Source organism: Longibacter sp. (assembly GCF_051155795.1).
GTDB lineage: Bacteria > Bacteroidota > Rhodothermia > Rhodothermales > Salinibacteraceae > Longibacter.
In genome coordinates this window covers 1-15,275 of the sequence record NZ_DAXETW010000054.1, presented here as the reverse complement: position 1 = coordinate 15,275, position 15,275 = coordinate 1, and the positions used below count along the sequence as shown (strand labels likewise).

At 63.5% G+C, this 15,275-nt stretch carries 14 protein-coding genes and 1 tRNA gene; 12 read left to right on the top strand and 3 right to left on the bottom strand.

All coding sequences use genetic code 11. The features are described 5' to 3' along the window. Positions 1–290 (bottom strand): endonuclease V (locus ACFCU0_RS06510; RefSeq protein ID WP_434972856.1); only part of this gene is annotated, 290 nt, incomplete at its 3' end. 565 nt (positions 291–855) lie between these two features. Between ACFCU0_RS06510 and ACFCU0_RS06505 the strand changes: the two genes are divergently transcribed. From ACFCU0_RS06505 to thrS, 5 genes are all read left to right on the top strand, one after another. Then, positions 856–1,980 (top strand): serine protease, encoded by a 1,125-nt coding sequence (locus tag ACFCU0_RS06505; RefSeq protein WP_434972855.1) that lies wholly within the window; start codon positions 856–858, stop codon positions 1,978–1,980. A gap of 170 nt (positions 1,981–2,150) precedes the next feature. Beyond that, positions 2,151–2,390, top strand: coding sequence for a hypothetical protein (locus ACFCU0_RS06500; RefSeq protein WP_434972854.1), 240 nt, complete (start codon positions 2,151–2,153; stop codon positions 2,388–2,390). Positions 2,391–2,491: 101 nt separating this feature from the next. Further along, on the top strand, positions 2,492–3,091 hold the full coding sequence (locus ACFCU0_RS06495; RefSeq protein WP_434972853.1) for a hypothetical protein: 600 nt from the start codon (positions 2,492–2,494) through the stop codon (positions 3,089–3,091). A gap of 119 nt (positions 3,092–3,210) precedes the next feature. After that, a tRNA-Val gene (locus tag ACFCU0_RS06490) sits at positions 3,211–3,284 on the top strand. 248 nt (positions 3,285–3,532) lie between these two features. Continuing rightward, entirely contained in the window at positions 3,533–5,509 is a 1,977-nt protein-coding gene (thrS, locus tag ACFCU0_RS06485; protein ID WP_434972852.1) for a threonine--tRNA ligase, read from the top strand. A gap of 356 nt (positions 5,510–5,865) precedes the next feature. Here thrS and ACFCU0_RS06480 read toward each other — a convergent pair whose 3' ends face one another. Beyond that, positions 5,866–7,251 (bottom strand): amidohydrolase family protein, encoded by a 1,386-nt coding sequence (locus tag ACFCU0_RS06480; protein ID WP_434972851.1) that lies wholly within the window; start codon positions 7,249–7,251, stop codon positions 5,866–5,868. Positions 7,252–7,462: 211 nt separating this feature from the next. Between ACFCU0_RS06480 and infC the strand changes: the two genes are divergently transcribed. The 4 genes from infC to pheS all read left to right on the top strand — a co-directional run bounded on the left by infC (position 7,463) and on the right by pheS (position 10,471). Beyond that, positions 7,463–8,035 carry a translation initiation factor IF-3 gene (gene infC, locus ACFCU0_RS06475; protein WP_434972850.1) on the top strand — a complete coding sequence of 191 codons (573 nt, stop codon included), beginning with the start codon at positions 7,463–7,465 and terminating at the stop codon, positions 8,033–8,035. Between the two features lie 334 nt (positions 8,036–8,369). Beyond that, positions 8,370–8,564, top strand: a complete 195-nt coding sequence (gene rpmI / locus ACFCU0_RS06470) for a 50S ribosomal protein L35 (protein ID WP_434972849.1) — start codon at positions 8,370–8,372, stop codon at positions 8,562–8,564. A 317-nt stretch (positions 8,565–8,881) separates the two neighbouring features. Further along, a complete protein-coding gene (rplT, locus tag ACFCU0_RS06465; RefSeq protein WP_434972848.1) occupies positions 8,882–9,229 on the top strand; it encodes a 50S ribosomal protein L20 in 348 nt (115 codons plus the stop codon). A gap of 225 nt (positions 9,230–9,454) precedes the next feature. Further along, positions 9,455–10,471: a phenylalanine--tRNA ligase subunit alpha gene (gene pheS / locus ACFCU0_RS06460; RefSeq protein WP_434972847.1), complete on the top strand. Its 1,017-nt coding sequence runs from the start codon at positions 9,455–9,457 to the stop codon at positions 10,469–10,471. 169 nt (positions 10,472–10,640) lie between these two features. Here the strand turns inward: pheS and ACFCU0_RS06455 are convergent, their stop codons facing one another. Next, positions 10,641–10,988: a four helix bundle protein gene (locus ACFCU0_RS06455; RefSeq protein WP_434972846.1), complete on the bottom strand. Its 348-nt coding sequence runs from the start codon at positions 10,986–10,988 to the stop codon at positions 10,641–10,643. A gap of 273 nt (positions 10,989–11,261) precedes the next feature. Between ACFCU0_RS06455 and pheT the strand changes: the two genes are divergently transcribed. The 3 genes from pheT to ACFCU0_RS06440 all read left to right on the top strand — a co-directional run bounded on the left by pheT (position 11,262) and on the right by ACFCU0_RS06440 (position 15,268). Further along, positions 11,262–13,751, top strand: a complete 2,490-nt coding sequence (pheT, locus tag ACFCU0_RS06450; RefSeq protein ID WP_434972845.1) for a phenylalanine--tRNA ligase subunit beta — start codon at positions 11,262–11,264, stop codon at positions 13,749–13,751. Positions 13,752–14,080: 329 nt separating this feature from the next. Beyond that, on the top strand, positions 14,081–14,785 hold the full coding sequence (locus ACFCU0_RS06445; RefSeq protein WP_434972844.1) for a cell division protein ZapB: 705 nt from the start codon (positions 14,081–14,083) through the stop codon (positions 14,783–14,785). Between the two features lie 69 nt (positions 14,786–14,854). Further along, positions 14,855–15,268: a cell division protein ZapA gene (locus tag ACFCU0_RS06440; protein WP_434972843.1), complete on the top strand. Its 414-nt coding sequence runs from the start codon at positions 14,855–14,857 to the stop codon at positions 15,266–15,268. The last annotated feature ends 7 nt before the right edge of the window (positions 15,269–15,275 follow it).

Sequence of the window (15,275 nt, the reverse complement as noted above, 5' to 3'; positions counted from 1 at the left end):
GCGGGCATTTCGCGAAAGCTGAGGTAGCCGGGCACGTACGGGAAGGGCGTCGGACAGCGGTGCACCGCTTCGGCGACCACGGACAGGTCGGGAAGGGAAAGCACGCTCACGGCGGCCTGTGCGGTCTCTTCCCGGACGCTAACGTCGATCCCGGCAATCGTCCGAACGGGCCGATCATAGGTGACCTGAAGGGAGCACCGGCGCACCGATGCAGCCAGGTCGTTCTGGATGGCTCGAGCATCGTCGGTGGTAACGTCCCACGGGTGCGAGTGAACCGGATCGAGCTCCATAGCGGCAGGAGAATGATGGCTGGAGAAGGAGATAAACGGACAAGGCCGTCCTTAGAAGTACGAACATGCCTGCGACGTTCTCCTAGCTCGCCTGCAGGTTTTGGTAGAGGCGCGGAACGAGCCGAAACGCATACGCGCGATAGGAGATGTTAGCATGTTATTGGCCCGTTCCGTCCGGAACCGGAGGTATTACGTCTTTCTCCGGTGCCCTGCGCTCATAGCCCGCACCGTTTGCGGGCCGGGCGCCGTCCAGTGAGGGATGCACGATACGGTATCGCGGGGAGCCTCGGGAGGGGAAAGGGACGGCCGGTCGGTCATCGACGGTCGGTTCCGGACCGCTCGTCCGTCGGGGGTCTCCGTCATGTCTTTCCGATCGTGTCGACGTCAGTTAGAGATCGCCTCCCTCCCGCAACGATGCCGTGGATGGCCGTGGACAGGAGCACGCGGGCCAGCGTGCGCGGACGGTGGGGATGCGCCGGCGAAGCTTTCAGGGAGTGGGCTTCGCGAGCCCCCGCGGTGCATGGTTCACATCTCACATCTCTAACGAGCAACTCCATAGACTGCAATGATCGAACAAACCACACCCGAAGGATTCCGCGAACTCGCGGAAGTCCAGCAAAAGAACGAGGATGCGCTGTTTCAAAAAGCCAACGTCGTCGGCGTCGGCCTCGGCACGAAAGTGGTCGACGGCGAGGACACGGGCGAGCCGGCGATACAGGTGTTCGTCGACCAGAAGCTTCCGCCCGAAATGCTTCTGAAGGAGGACATGGTTAAGTCCGGCGATGTCGGGAAGAAAGCGGTAGACGTCGTAGAGGTTGGCACCATCACCGCCGGCGCGGCGTTCGCGCCGGACATCGAGGTGCCGCTCCGGACGGATTCCGGCGACGGGGCGCGGGGCGAACCGGAGCTGGCCGACGAGTACGAGGAAACGATGACGTTCGACGAGGTCGCCCGTCCGATGCGGACTCGTCGCCGTCTGATCCGCCCGCAACGCGAGGTGGCGCCCGAGCAACTGCGCCAGCGCGTGCGTCCCGCCCTCGGCGGCTTCAGCGTGGGGCACCCGCGCGTGACGGCCGGGACCATCGGGACGTGCTGCTACGACCTCTCGCCGTTCCCCGGCGTGCCGCAGCGGTACTACATCCTGAGCAACAATCACGTCATCGCGAATAGCAACAACGCCAACATCGGCGACCCGATTCTGCAGCCGGGCGCGTTCGACGGCGGTCGTCTACCTCGCGACATGATTGGTCGCCTCAGCCGGTTTATTCCAATCCGCTTCCGGACGGGGACGTCGGCACCGCTCAACTTCGTGGATGCGGCCATTGCGGAGGCGCCGTTCCATACGATCAGCCGTGAGATCTTCTGGATCGGGTACGTCAAAGACCTGTACACGGCGCCTACCGTCGGAACGATTGTGCAAAAGACCGGCCGGACGACGAACTACACGACCGGTCGCATCACAAGCATCAACGCGACGGTCGACGTGAACTACGGTGGCGGCCGTGTTGCGCGATTCGCCCGGCAGATCCTCACCACGCGAATGAGTGCGGGAGGAGACTCGGGCAGCCTCGTGCTGGACCTGAATGAGCGTGCGGTCGGGCTCCTTTTTGCGGGATCCCCGTCCGTCACGGTCCTGAACAACATTCTGTTCGTGCAGTCGCTCCTGCGCGTTCGGATTCACGAGTTCTAGAGCCCGGGCTGGAGTCGGCCCGCCCGGCGGACGGTCTTTCGATCGTTCGGCTGGGTGGGCGGCTTCCGGTCGCTGTGCGGTGACCCCGGGTGCGCAGGCCGGTTTTCAATATCGCCAGAGCGCGCATACCATCCTTCAGAGTCGTTTACCCTTACTACCTCCTTCTTACCATGAGTTCTAAGATACAGGACGCGCTCCGGTCGGCCCAGGACCAGTGGATGGACTGGAACGGCGTCGAGGCTGTCGGGCAGGGAAAAGCCGACGGCGAGGACTGCATCGTCGTCTACGTCGCCTCGCGCGACCTCGATGTGATTAAGTCGATCCCGGCCGAGTTCCAGGGCGTCCCCGTTCAGGTGCACGACGCGGGGGGCTCCATCCGGGCACAGTCGGCACACTCCGGCTCGCCGTAACGACGCCCGGCAGACCGTCCGGTCTCTCCCGATCATGGCTTTCGCTCCCGGCTGCTATGCTACGTTCGACGTCGTTGGCTCGCATTCGTTGTCCCGGTTCCGTGCCGCTTCCGGCCCGGGGACACCCTTTCCGAACCTCGGTTCGCTTCCTCCTCGCCGTGATGCTCGCGGCGATCGTAGGGGCCGGTACCGGGTGCGACGGAGACGAAGCCGGGCCGGAGCTGACGGCTGCGGAGACGCAGGAGACCGACACGAACAGCTCCTTCCTCACGACGGACCGGGCGTCGTACCTGGCAGAGGCCGAAAGGGACGGCGGTGACCGTCAGCAGTTCGCGTTCTCGGTGATCGCTCGATACCATAACGAACGGGCCGATACGCTCTACCTTGAACCGTGCGGTGCCGATACGACCGCGCCGGTTTTCCTGGTCGAAGGGAGCAACGGAGAAGCCTCCGCCTACGGCCCCGTCTGGGCATGTGCGGGGATGGGGCAGCGCATCGCCGTTGCACCCGACGCCGAGCGACGCGATACGCTTCGCCTGCGGGGTCCCACGATTTGGCGTGACGACGGCGCCCCGGTTGGATGGCTCTCCGGCCAGTTTCACCTGCGGTATACGGTCTACACGTGCCCGGAGGGACCGGACTGCGTCGCACCGGCGTCCCTGTCTCGCTCCCCGGCGTTTGCTGTGAAGCGGTCGCCCTGAGCATTTCGAACCGGACGGCGAAAGTTTCCGTGAAATGGAAAAGGATGGAATCCTATCCCGGTTTTGAGCATTGACGTGTATCCCGAGGAAAAACGCTCGGGGGCGTGTCCCCACTCGGCGGGTCTATAGCTCAGTTGGTTAGAGCGCTACGTTGACATCGTAGAGGTCAGTGGTTCGAATCCACTTAGACCCACAGAACCTTTCCAATTTGTATCGCACGATGGGTGTTCTTCTCACCGTTCAGGCAACAACGCGAACGCCGGTCTTCGGCCCCGTGTACCCCTGCCCGTGAGAGATGGACCCATTCTGCAGCCTGCTCTGTGCGCTGCACGCGTTGATTCTGGCGCTCCGTCCCTCCCGGCGGAGCGCTTTTTTTGTGCATCCATGTCGTTGCCTCCTGCTCGCTCGTCCTTTCCGCACCCATCTCTTCGCCCGTCTGCCATGGCTGAAGTTGACCAGCAAACCATCACCCTCACCCTCCCCGACGGATCCGAGCGTTCGTATCCTGCCGGCACGACGGGCTACGACGTGGCCGCGAGCATCGGTGCCGGACTCGCCCGTGCCGCTCTTGCCATCAAGGTGGGCGACACCGTTCAGGACCTGACCCGCCCGATCGCGGAGGACGCGGACATCGCCATACTGACGTGGGACGACAAGGAGGGGAAGGAAACGTTCTGGCACTCGTCGGCCCACCTGATGGCCGAGGCTCTGCAGGAGCTCTATCCGGGCATCAAGTTTACCATCGGCCCGCCCATCGACCAGGGGTTTTACTACGACATCGACCCCGGCGAGCATCAAATTTCGTCAGACGACTTTCCCGAGATCGAGGACAAGATGCTCGATCTCGCGCGTCGCGACGTCGACTACGACCGCCGGGAGGTGACAAAAGATGAGGCCGTCGCCTACTACGAGGACGTCGGCAACGAATACAAGCTGGAGCTAATCGAAGCGCTCGACGATGGCGACATCACCTTCTACGAGCAGGGTGAGTTCACCGACCTGTGCCGTGGCCCTCACATCCCGTCGACCGGGGATATCAAGGCGCCCAAGCTCCTGAGCGTCGCGGGTGCCTACTGGCGCGGCGACGAGTCCAACAAGCAGCTCACCCGCATCTACGGGATCACCTTCCCGAAGCAGAAGCTGCTGGAAGAATTCCTCGAGCGGCGGCGCCTCGCAAAGGAACGCGATCACCGGAAGCTCGGGAAAGAGCTTGACCTCTTCACGTTCAACGCGGAAAAAGTGGGCCCGGGCCTGCCGATGTGGCTGCCGAAAGGAGCCCAGCTTCGGGAGACGCTGGAAAACTTCCTCAAACAGGAGCAGCTCAAGGCCGGGTACGAGCCGGTCGTCACGCCCCACATCGGCCGTCTCGATCTGTACCGCACCAGCGGGCACTATCCCTATTACAAGGAGAGCCAGTTCCCGCCGATGCTGTTCGAGGGCGAGGACACCGAGGACGAGGAGGAAGACGGCTACCTCCTGAAGCCGATGAACTGCCCGCACCACACGCAGATTTACGACCACGACATGCACTCGTACCGGGATCTGCCGGTCCGGCTGGCAGAGTTCGGCACGGTCTACCGGTTCGAGCAGAGCGGTGAGCTGGGTGGGCTGACCCGCGTCCGGGGTTTCACCCAGGATGATGCGCACATTTTCTGCACGCCCGACCAGGTCAAAGGCGAGTTCAAGAGCGTGATCGATCTGACGCTCAAGGTGCTGTCCGCGCTCTCCTTCGACGAGTTCGAAGCGCAGATCTCCCTCCGGGATCCGCAGCAGAAAGAGAAATACGTTGGCGACAATGCGCTCTGGGACCAGGCCGAGCAGGCCATCCGGGAGGCGGTGGCCGAGAAGGGCCTGGAGGCTCGTGAGGAGACCGGCGAGGCCGCGTTCTACGGGCCGAAGCTCGACTTCATGGTCGCAGACGCGCTCGGCCGGGAATGGCAGCTCGGGACCATCCAGGTCGACTACAACCTGCCGGAGCGATTCGACCTGACCTATATCGATGAGAACGACGAGAAGCAGCGGCCCGTGATGATTCACCGTGCGCCGTTCGGTTCGCTCGAGCGGTTCATCGGTGTGCTGATCGAACACTGTGGCGGAAACTTCCCAACCTGGCTCGCCCCGGTGCAGGTGCAGGTGATCCCGGTGAGCGACGACTTCAACGCGTACGCCGAGGAGGTCGCATCGAAGCTTCGCGCCGAGGACATTCGCGTGAAGGTCGACGACAAGGATGAAACGGTCGGCTACAAGATTCGTCAGGCCGAGACCTCGAAGGTGCCGTACATGCTGGTCGTCGGCGGTCGCGAAGCGGAGGCCGGAACGGTCGCGGTCCGTGCCCACGGCAGCGGCGAGCAGGACGTCATTCCCGCGGGCGACTTCGTGCAGCAGGTCACGGCGGAGGTGGAGGCCGCCATCGGGTAGGGGGAGATGGGGAAGAGGGACACGGAGAACGGGTGAGATCGTGCAGTCACCCCGATGTTGCGACCTTCACTGGGATCCAAATTCCACATACACGCAAACACCCAGACACCTGAACACCAAACCCCCTCCCTCATCGCGCTCTGCCACGCCGGCCCGGATGGCACCATCCTTCACGCGAACGGCGATGGCCTGGATGCACGGTACGTAGACAGAAACGCCCGGCGTCGGCGGCATCTCCCGCGGAGAGTATTGAGATGCGGCTGCACCGGGCGTCGTCCGTTGCGACGTCCGAAGACGCGCAACAGGGGGCAGGTCATGATGATTGCCGGCCCGCTCTTCAATCGGGTATGCATGTCCTACGGCGAGCTTGTGGTCTGCGGCGGGAGCTCGATCACGTATCCCTGCTTGATCCGGAGATCGATCTTTTCGACGCAGGTGAAGTCGCTCAGCGGGTTGCAGGTGAGGGCAAGCAGGCTGGCCTCGTGGTCCGGCGCAAGGCGTCCGATGGCGCGATCAGGAAAGATCGATCGGCCGGTGTCCGTCCACAGGCGCAGAAGCGTCTGATTGTCGAAGACGTCAAGGCCGTGCAGGTACAGGGCCTCGTTCTGCCCGGTGCCCCAGGTATCGCTGCCAACCAAGAGGTGCACGCCGGCATCGTGGAGCGTCGACAGGTTCTCCCGCTGAATGGATCGGACGCGTTCTTTCCGCTCCCCGTCGTCGAATCCATCTGCCAGCACTGTGGTGGTGACGACCGAGACCTCGCGCTCGGCCAGAAGCTGCGCGGTGGAATCCGGGATGAGGTACCATTTCTCGCCGTCGTCGTGCTGGAAAGGCATCGGCGGCATGTGGGCGATCTGGTGGGCGCCGGCCTCCGCAGCGATGTGCATGTCGTTGGCGCTCTGAGCATGGACGCTGACGCGAAGGCCGTCGGTGCGGGCCATCTCCACGAGCTCTGCCAGCACCGCCGGCGTGAGGCCCGATGCGTTTTTCGTTTCCGCGAACATAAGGTAGGCCTTAATGAGGTCCGGCTCGTCGGCACGGATCGTCTCGTAGGCTGTGCGGAGCTCTTCGCTGTTGGTGACGGCATGAAATGCCTGGCCGGCCAGTTGCTCCTTGGTCCAGTCGCTGTAGATGCCGCGGTCGACAAGCCGTTCGTAGAGCGGCTGCGGGTGTCCGCCCGGGCTGGTGAATCCGCCGTGGGCGAGTGCGACATCGACGGTGTTCTCCCGGTCGAGGGTGTCGCGCAGTGGATTGGCGAAGGCCGGGATGTTGTTGAGGTTGGCGACATAGAAGACGCCGTCTGCGAGGTAGGCGTCGACGGCCCCTTCGAGCGTCCCCTTCTGGTCGATGCGGTGCGTGTGTGCCTCCGCGAAGGGTGGCACGACGAAGTGCCTGTCGAGGGCGATCGTCGTATCGATGCTGGCGGGGCGTTCGGCGATGAACCGGCCGTTTTCGATGTACAGCGGGTCGTTGACGAAGCCGGTGCCGTCGTACCAGGCGCCGCCGGTAAAGGCGATCGTCTGCGGTGGGGAGCTCAGGGATGAGGTGGAGGGCTCCGTCGAAGAGACGTGCTCAGCCGGGTCGGCCGGTTGAGCAGATACCGTGGACGAGCCGAAGGCGATGAGGAACAGCAGGACGGCAAGGCAGCCGGCGGCGGGGACGGTATGGCGGATGCGTTGCCGGTAGACAGGCGAACTGTGAGTACGAGACGAAGCGCGCGGGAAGGGCGGGACGGAAGGCATCGTACAGACGAGCAGCGAGTGAGACGGGGCGTTGGTCTGTTTCAAGCACGGGCAAGGAGCCGACCTTCGGCCGAAGCTGCGTTCTAAAGCGCTCAGGGCCCATTCTGATGCTCGCGCCCGTGCGATACCGCTCACCGTGTGTGCGAAACTGCACGAGGCAGAGGGACCGGGCTTTCTCCTATCTTAACGGAAACCTCACAGGGTGGGCTGCGTGTACCTGTACCGCAAAGCAATCACAAACTCTGAATTAAACGCACAGACCGTTATCGCAAGCGCCGACAAAGTTCGCGTCAACCAAGAAATTCGTGCCAGCAAGGTGCGAGTTGTAGAGCCGGACGGAAGCCACGATGTCGTGGAGACCGACGAGGCCCTGAAGCGGGCCCGGGAGCATGACCTCGATCTGGTAGAGATTGCCCCCGACGCGAATCCGCCCGTGTGCAAAGTCATCGACTACGGCAAGTACCGCTACGAGCAGCAGAAGAAGGAGAAGCGGCAGCGGAAGAAGTCGAAGTCGATGCAGATGAAGGAGCTGCGCTTCCGCCCGCGCACCGACGATCACGACTTCAACTTCAAAGTGGACCACGCCCGTCGATTTCTTGACGACGGAAACAAGGTGAAGGCCTATGTTCAGTTTCGTGGTCGCGATATTATTTACAAGGATCAGGGTATGGATCTGCTCCGCCGGTTGATCGAGGAACTGCAAGACCTCGCCAAGATCGACCAGGCGCCGCAGATGGAGGGTCGCCGTATGGTGACAATCCTTGCGCCCGACAAGACCAAATAGTGTAGCACCCCGTTGAGGCCGGCAGGGCCTCAGGACGGCGGGACGGCTTCGGCGTCGGAGCCCCGTCCCCGTCATCGGATCCCATGCAGGCAGCCGAATCTTCCCCCACGGAAGGTTCGGCTGTGCCGTTTTCGTGTGGATGTGCGGCGAGCGGTCCGGTTCAGCACCGATCGGATGAAGAAGTCGTGGGGTTCATCGAATATCCCCGAAGGTGGAGGAGGCCCGGCGCCAGGGGGCGGAACGTGCCCTCGTACGTGTCATACACACACGTCCCGCATTGCTCGCGGGAGCTCGCCAGCCTCCGAACCAGACATCCCCCCGGGGAGTGATGCCCATGCCAAAACAAAAATCGCATAGCGGCGCCCAGAAGCGTTTCAAGAAAACGTCCAGCGGCAAGATCAAGCGCAAGAAGGCGTATCGACGCCACATCCTGACGAAAAAGGATCCCAAGCGTAAGCGCCAGCTCCGCAAGGACACGACCGTATCAGATGCGGACGAGAAACGTGTAAAGCGCCTCTTGAGCAGTTAACCCCCTAAAGCTGGCGTGCATACCGCGTAGGGAGCGCGCCTCGTGCGTGCTCCCTGCCGTGTGTATGTCTTTTTCCCAACAGGCGCAATCCCTGCGTATACCGGGCCGCGCCGTCGACGTGCTGCACGTGCCCTTCGGCCGCACAGCCAGAGACCCATCCGGGACGCCCGGTCGAGCTCTGGGCGCTGAAGTGTCGCATCCCGCACGTTGTTTACGACCTGTTTTTCTGTTTTTTCGCGATGCACGTGTTGTCGATGTACGGCCGCACGCGTACGTTCATCCCTTGCAATCCACCATCGAACTGAGGAAAGTCACTCATGCCTCGCGCAACCAATAAACCGGCCACCCGTCGCCGCCGGAAGAAGATTCTGAACATGGCGAAGGGCTACTGGGGCCGTCGCAGCAAGATTTACTCGGTCGCCAAGCACGCCGTTGAAAAAGGCCTGCAGTACGCCTACCGGGATCGCCGGCAGAAGAAGCGCAACTTCCGCAAGCTGTGGATCACGCGCATCAACGCGGCCTCCCGTCAGCACGGCGTGAGCTACTCCCAGTTTATGGGTCAGTACCGGAAGTCGGACCTTGAGATGAACCGGAAGGTGCTGGCGGACCTCGCGGTTCACGATCCGGATGCGTTCGAGAAAGTCGTGGAGCACGCCACGAAGTAGTCAACGCACGTCGCTGTCCCCGCCCGGGGTCGCGGCACCCGATGCAGGTCTGGCCTGCCGTGACGACAGATCGCCGCCGGATGCCGGCGTGCCGATGCTGTGCGTCCCATCGACCCGCACGAAATCCCGCCCCTGCCACCGCAGGTCCGGCGGGATTTTTCGTATGTTGCTCCGTCCCGCCGTTCCCCTGCCGTACTTACCGACGTACCAACCGCCCCGTCCGTCATGTCCGACGACCGCATCGACGCGCTCCGCGATCAGATTGAATCCGAAACGATCGAGTCCGAAGAAGAGGCCGAGGCGTTTCGGATTCAGTATCTCGGTCGCAAGCAGGGAGCGATCACCAATCTGTTCGGCCAGATCAGCGAGATTCCACCGGAGGAGCGTCCCGCGTTCGGAAAGAACGTCAACGCCCTGAAGGCCATGGCGGAGCAGAAGCTGGAATCCGCTCTTCAATCGCTTCAGCGAGAGCAACAGGGCGGAGCGGCAGATATTGACCTGACGCTCCCGGGGCGCCGCGACTTCCGGGGGACGCTCCACCCGCTGACGCAGACGCTGAACGAGATCCTCCGCATTCTCCGCCGTCTCGGGTTCGAAACGTACGAGGGACCGGAGGTCGAGTCGGACTGGCACAACTTCACCGCGCTCAACTTCCCGCCGGATCATCCGGCCCGGGATATGCAGGACACCTTCTTCGTGAAGGATGCCCCGGATGCGGAGGACGGCCCCGCCGTTCTGCGGACGCATACCTCGCCAGCACAGATTCGCATCATGCAGGAGCAGGACGTGCCGCTCCGTGTGGCGGTCCCCGGTCGCGTGTACCGCAACGAGGCGATCTCGTACAAGTCGTTTTGTCTGTTTCACCAGGTCGAACTGCTGTACGTCGACGAGGGCGTGTCCATGGCAGCGCTCAAGCAGACGCTGTTCGCACTCGCCCGCGCCCTCTTCGGAGAGGACGTTCGGCTGCGCTTCCGTCCGAGCTACTTCCCCTTCACGGAGCCCAGCGCCGAGGTCGACGTCTGGGGCGAAAAGCCAGACCACGCGGACGGCGGCGAGTGGATGGAAATCCTCGGCTGCGGCATGGTGCATCCCAACGTCTTCCGCTCCGCCGGCGTCGACCCCGAGCGGTATACCGGGTACGCCGTCGGCATGGGCGTCGAACGGATGACCATGCTCCGCTACGGAATCGACGACATCCGGACCTTCTACGAGAACGACGTGCGATTCCTGGATCAATTCTAAGTTCGAAATGCGAAGGGCGAATTTCGAATACAAAGGGCTAAATGCGAAGGGCCGCTTTTGAATTCGAAGCTCTAAATGCGAAGGGCGAAATGCGAGTGTTGAGTGGCGAGTGTTGAGTGGCGAATGGTGAATGGCGAATGGTGAATGGCGAGTGTTGAATGGCGAAGGGCTAGTGTCCGGATCGGGCCGTTCGCTTCGAGGCCACGACGATCCGTATTAGTTCATCCGCCTCTTGTCTGAGCCACTCTCTTTCGTCCGGGTTTCCAATGTTGAGATCCGAAAGCAGTCCAAGCCAGTAATCGGACTCGTCGGCCTCCTCTTCTACAAGTGAGAGTTTATGGATGAAGGCCTTGCGGGTATGAGCGCGACATGCGGCTCGGTAATTGGACCCGACGGAGGTAGATGACCGAAGCAGTTGATCTCGAATGATGCGGCATTCGGGTGTCGATGGAAGGTTCTGACAGAAACGAATGGCTCGAAGAGCAAAGGCTTTGGATCGATTCTGAAGAGACTTCATCTACTGCCGGTCGGGAGGATTGAGACCGTTTATGTTCAAGACCCACCCAAGTGCGGATGTGTAACGTTGTCTGCCTCGATGGGGGAAATCGGAAACGACATGATGTCTCTCGGCGGAAGGGCTTCACATCGGCGGTTTCGATTACGCCAGGGGTTTTATGAGGTGCCGAGACACTCGCTACTCGACATTCGACACTACATCCCTCGCGGATCGCAACCCCGACGAGACTGATAACCTCTTTTTTCGACTTTACGGATACGCCAGACCTAGAAAATGGACATAAGCTATCGCTGGTTGGAACGGTACGTGCACCTGGAGGAGTCGCCGGAGGCGCTCGCGGAGCAGCTGACTATGGCGGGACTGGAGGTGGACGGGATCTCACCGCTCGGGTCGGACCTGGAAGGGGTGGTCGTCGGGGAGGTGCTGGAGGTGCGGGACCATCCGGATGCGGACCGGCTGGTGCTGTGCGACGTCGACGTCGGCGGGAAGGCCCCGCTGCAGATCGCATGCGGCGCCGACAACGTCGCGGCCGGGCAGAAGGTGCCGGTAGCGACGGTCGGAACCACGCTCTACCTGCCGGACCGGGACGATCCGGAGGCGCGAAACGCGATCACGGTCGACAAACGAAGCATCCGGGGGGAATCGTCGCGGGGCATGATCTGCGCGGAGGATGAGCTGGGGCTCTCCGACGACCATGCCGGCATCATGGTGCTGGATCCGGAGGCCGAGGTCGGTCGCCCGTTCCGTGAGTACCTGGCCGATCGCAACGTCCAACCGCGGGACGCCGTCATCGACATCGACCTGACGCCCAACCGCCCGGATGCCGCCAGCCACATCGGAGTAGCGCGCGATGTGGCCGCGATCAACGGACGGCAGCTCTGCCGTCCCGGGGTCGATCTGCCCCCTACAGGGGGCGCCGCCGCCGAACAGGTCAGCGTCGACATCCAGGACGCCGACGGCTGCGAGCGGTACGTGGCCATGGTCGTGCGCGACGTTGAGGTGAAAGAGTCGCCGCTCTGGCTGAAACGCCGGCTTTCTGCGATCGGCCTTCGCCCCCGCAACAACGTCGTCGACATCACCAACTTTGTCCTGCACGAGGTCGGGCAGCCGCTCCACGCCTTCGACCTGGATGCCCTGGCCGGCAATCGAATCGTCGTGCGGTCGTCCGACGGGGAGGCGACGTTCACGACGCTCGACGATAAGGAACGGACGCTGCCCGAAGGCACCCTCCTCATCTGCGATGCCGAGCGACCGGTCGCCGTGGCCGGCGTTATGGGTGGCGCCGACACCGAGGTGTCAGAGGAGACGACGGACGTGCTCATCGAAAGCGCGTACTTCGACCCGTCCACCGTCCGCAAGACCGCCAAGGCCTTGTCGCTTCAGACGGACTCGTCGTACCGCTTCGAGCGCGGCGTGGACCGCGACGGACAACGCTGGGCCGCTGCCAGGGCGGCTCAACTCATCGCCGAGCACGGCGGGGGCACAATTGTGCCCGGCTGCGTCGATGCCCACCCGAACCCGCCCGCCCCTCGCACCGCCACACTCCGCATGGACCGACTCGCACGTGTCCTCGGCGTCGAGCTGGCTCAAGATGAAGCGACCGACTACCTCGAGTCCGTCGGCTTCACCGTGTCCGAGGAGGGCACTACCCTGGTCTGCGAGATCCCGACGTGGCGGCCGGACGTTTCTATTGAAGAGGACCTGATCGAGGAGGTCGCCCGGCTCCACGGCTACAACGCCATCCCCGAGCCGGCGCGCGTGCCCATCCCGAACATCACGCCGCGACGCCGCCCGGAGGAGACGCTCCGGCATCGGGTACGGACGCTCCTGAAAGGCCGGGGCTTCCGTGAGATCTACACCAACAGCATGCTCCGGACGGAGGAAGCCGAGCGCTTTGCCGTCACGCCCGGTCGCGACGCGCCGGTACCCGTTGTCGAAACACGGAATCCCATCTCCCAGGAGATGGCCGCCCTCCGGCCGCGCCTCCTCCCCGGTGCCCTCCGCGTTATGCAGTACAACCGGAATCACGGACAGGAGGCCCTCCGCATCTTTGAGACCGGTCACGTTTTCCGCCGCGCGGAGGAGGACGAAACGCCGGTCGTGGACGGGTTCAGCGAGCACGAAGCCCTGCTCGTCGCGATGACGGGGCCGCACGCCCCGGGCGGATGGGACACCGACGTCCGGGCGTCGGACTATTTCGACCTGAAAGGCGTCATGGAAATGCTGTTTGACGACCTGCACCTGGACGATGTGTCCATGACGCGGCACGAGACGGAGAAACCGGGCACGGACGCTGCGCCGACAATCCACCGCCTAAACCTGCACGCCGCCGATCGTTTCCTCGGCACCCTTTCGCAGGTCCACCCCTCCATTACCGGGGAGATCGACCTGGCGGACGCCGTGTACGTTGCGGAGTTGAATGTGGATATGCTCGTCGAGGCGGTCGATCCGAATGCGCGCACGGCATACCATCCCGTTAGCCGATTCCCGGTCGTGCACCGCGACCTGGCCGTCCTGGTGACCGACGACCAGCCGGTCGGTCCGATGATGGAGGCCATCCGAACGGCTGCCGCGCCGCTTCTGAAGGGCGCCGACGTGTTCGACATTTACCGCGGGGAAGGGGTGGGCGACTCCCGGAAGAGCGTTGCCTTCACGCTACGCTTCGGCGCCGACCGTACGCTCACCGACGCCGAGGTCGATACGAAGATGGATGCCACCATGAAGGAGCTGGCCCGTCGCTTCGGTGCGGAGTTGCGGGAATAGCGCCTTCGACCGGATTCCGGCATCGAACCCGTTCGGGGCCGCGCGCGACTCGACGCGGGGAATCCGCTACAGAACTTGAGTTGTCGTCCCGTAAGCCCTATTGTACAGGACCGACGTTTCCCCGCTCTTTATCTCTTTCGGGGCACGCATCCCCGTTTCGTGACCATGGATCGAGGGAGACTGAAGCGTCGGCCCGGCTGCATTCAGGCCGCACATTCATGCCCCGACCGTCCGCGTGTGAGCGCCACCTGCATGCGGCCCCGCGGACATGAGCGCGCCCGGTCTGCGTATGACTCACCGATCCGGCGAATCGTCTCGCCATCGCGATCATGACCGACTCGCATCGCCCATCGCTGCCTCCATCGTCTGAATCGGACGGCCCCGTGTCGCCCGACGAGGCGACCGGCGCGACCTCACCGTCGACCGGCGCGGACGACCTCGACGTCCCCGAGCCGTTCCGCGAGGCCGTTGCGGCGCTGCGTGAGGAAGTAGAGGCTGCTGCTGACACCATTCGTGATCTTCGCGCGGAGAACGCCCGCCTGCGGCAGCGCATCGACGTGCTGTCGGAGCGCCCGGACGTGTCCGACGAGGACGCCTTTATCCTGCTTGAGGGCGAGCGTGCCCAGCTTCGCGATCGCATCCAGCGGTTTATCGACGCGATTGACGACCACCTGGCGACCGCGCCGGCGTCGGGAATTGCCTCGGAGTGGCCGGAGAACCCTCCTGAGGCGCCACATGTCCCGGATGAGGCGTCCGACACGGTGGATGCCTCTGCTCCAGCCGATGACTCTGAAGACGGAACGACGAGCGCATCCGAGGACGTAGACAACGCCGCGTCCGACGCTCCATTGTTGCAGGACGGATTGCCGGAGGATCGCGACTTCGAGGTCGAGGTGCCGGACCCCGACGACGCCGAAGAGGAAAGCGGCGCCTCGGTGTCGAAGCGAAGCCCGTGCCGAGACGACTACACCTCTGAGCCGCGCACCGTCCCACCCGGCCTTCAGCCCCGACGGTCGTCCCGGCGCCGTCAATAGCAGCACCGGTCGCCGCGATCCGTCTCGTGGCATTCCCCCGCCTCATTTGCCCGTTCAGACGCCCTGCCCATGGCAGAATCGAGTACGAAGTCCATCCGGGTCCACATTCTGGGTCGAGAGTACGCGCTCCGCGTCGAAGAGGAAGATGAAGAGCACACTCGGACGATGGCCGCGCTTGTGAATCGGCGCATGGAGGCGTTTAAAGATGCCCACCCCGAGCAGGCCGAGCTGACGACGGCTGTTATCACGGCCCTCGCCCTCGCCGATGAGCTCCATCAGATGCGGGATTCGGCGACCGCCGACACGGAGCACGTCACAATGGTACTGCAACGCCTTGCCGGGACGCTCTCCGACGTGGTGAACGAAGCACCGAATACGGCGTCCGACGTCGACTCGGAGCCATCATCAACGACGCCCGAGCTGGCCGCCGGCACGCCTCAGGGCACGCCGGTCGACGATGAGTCGGATGTGCAGGACGGATGACGCGCGT

Excerpts from the sequence above, each read along its gene's own strand:
- ACFCU0_RS06505 (WP_434972855.1), top strand. The coding sequence starts at position 856 with ATGATCGAACAAACCACACCCGAAGGATTCCGCGAACTCGCGGAAGTC.
- ACFCU0_RS06500 (WP_434972854.1), top strand. The coding sequence starts at position 2,151 with ATGAGTTCTAAGATACAGGACGCGCTCCGGTCGGCCCAGGACCAGTGG.
- thrS (WP_434972852.1), top strand. The coding sequence starts at position 3,533 with ATGGCTGAAGTTGACCAGCAAACCATCACCCTCACCCTCCCCGACGGA.
- ACFCU0_RS06480 (WP_434972851.1), bottom strand. The coding sequence starts at position 7,251 with ATGCCTTCCGTCCCGCCCTTCCCGCGCGCTTCGTCTCGTACTCACAGT.
- rpmI (WP_434972849.1), top strand. The coding sequence starts at position 8,370 with ATGCCAAAACAAAAATCGCATAGCGGCGCCCAGAAGCGTTTCAAGAAA.
- rplT (WP_434972848.1), top strand. The coding sequence starts at position 8,882 with ATGCCTCGCGCAACCAATAAACCGGCCACCCGTCGCCGCCGGAAGAAG.
- pheS (WP_434972847.1), top strand. The coding sequence starts at position 9,455 with ATGTCCGACGACCGCATCGACGCGCTCCGCGATCAGATTGAATCCGAA.
- ACFCU0_RS06455 (WP_434972846.1), bottom strand. The coding sequence starts at position 10,988 with ATGAAGTCTCTTCAGAATCGATCCAAAGCCTTTGCTCTTCGAGCCATT.
- pheT (WP_434972845.1), top strand. The coding sequence starts at position 11,262 with ATGGACATAAGCTATCGCTGGTTGGAACGGTACGTGCACCTGGAGGAG.
- ACFCU0_RS06445 (WP_434972844.1), top strand. The coding sequence starts at position 14,081 with ATGACCGACTCGCATCGCCCATCGCTGCCTCCATCGTCTGAATCGGAC.
- ACFCU0_RS06440 (WP_434972843.1), top strand. The coding sequence starts at position 14,855 with ATGGCAGAATCGAGTACGAAGTCCATCCGGGTCCACATTCTGGGTCGA.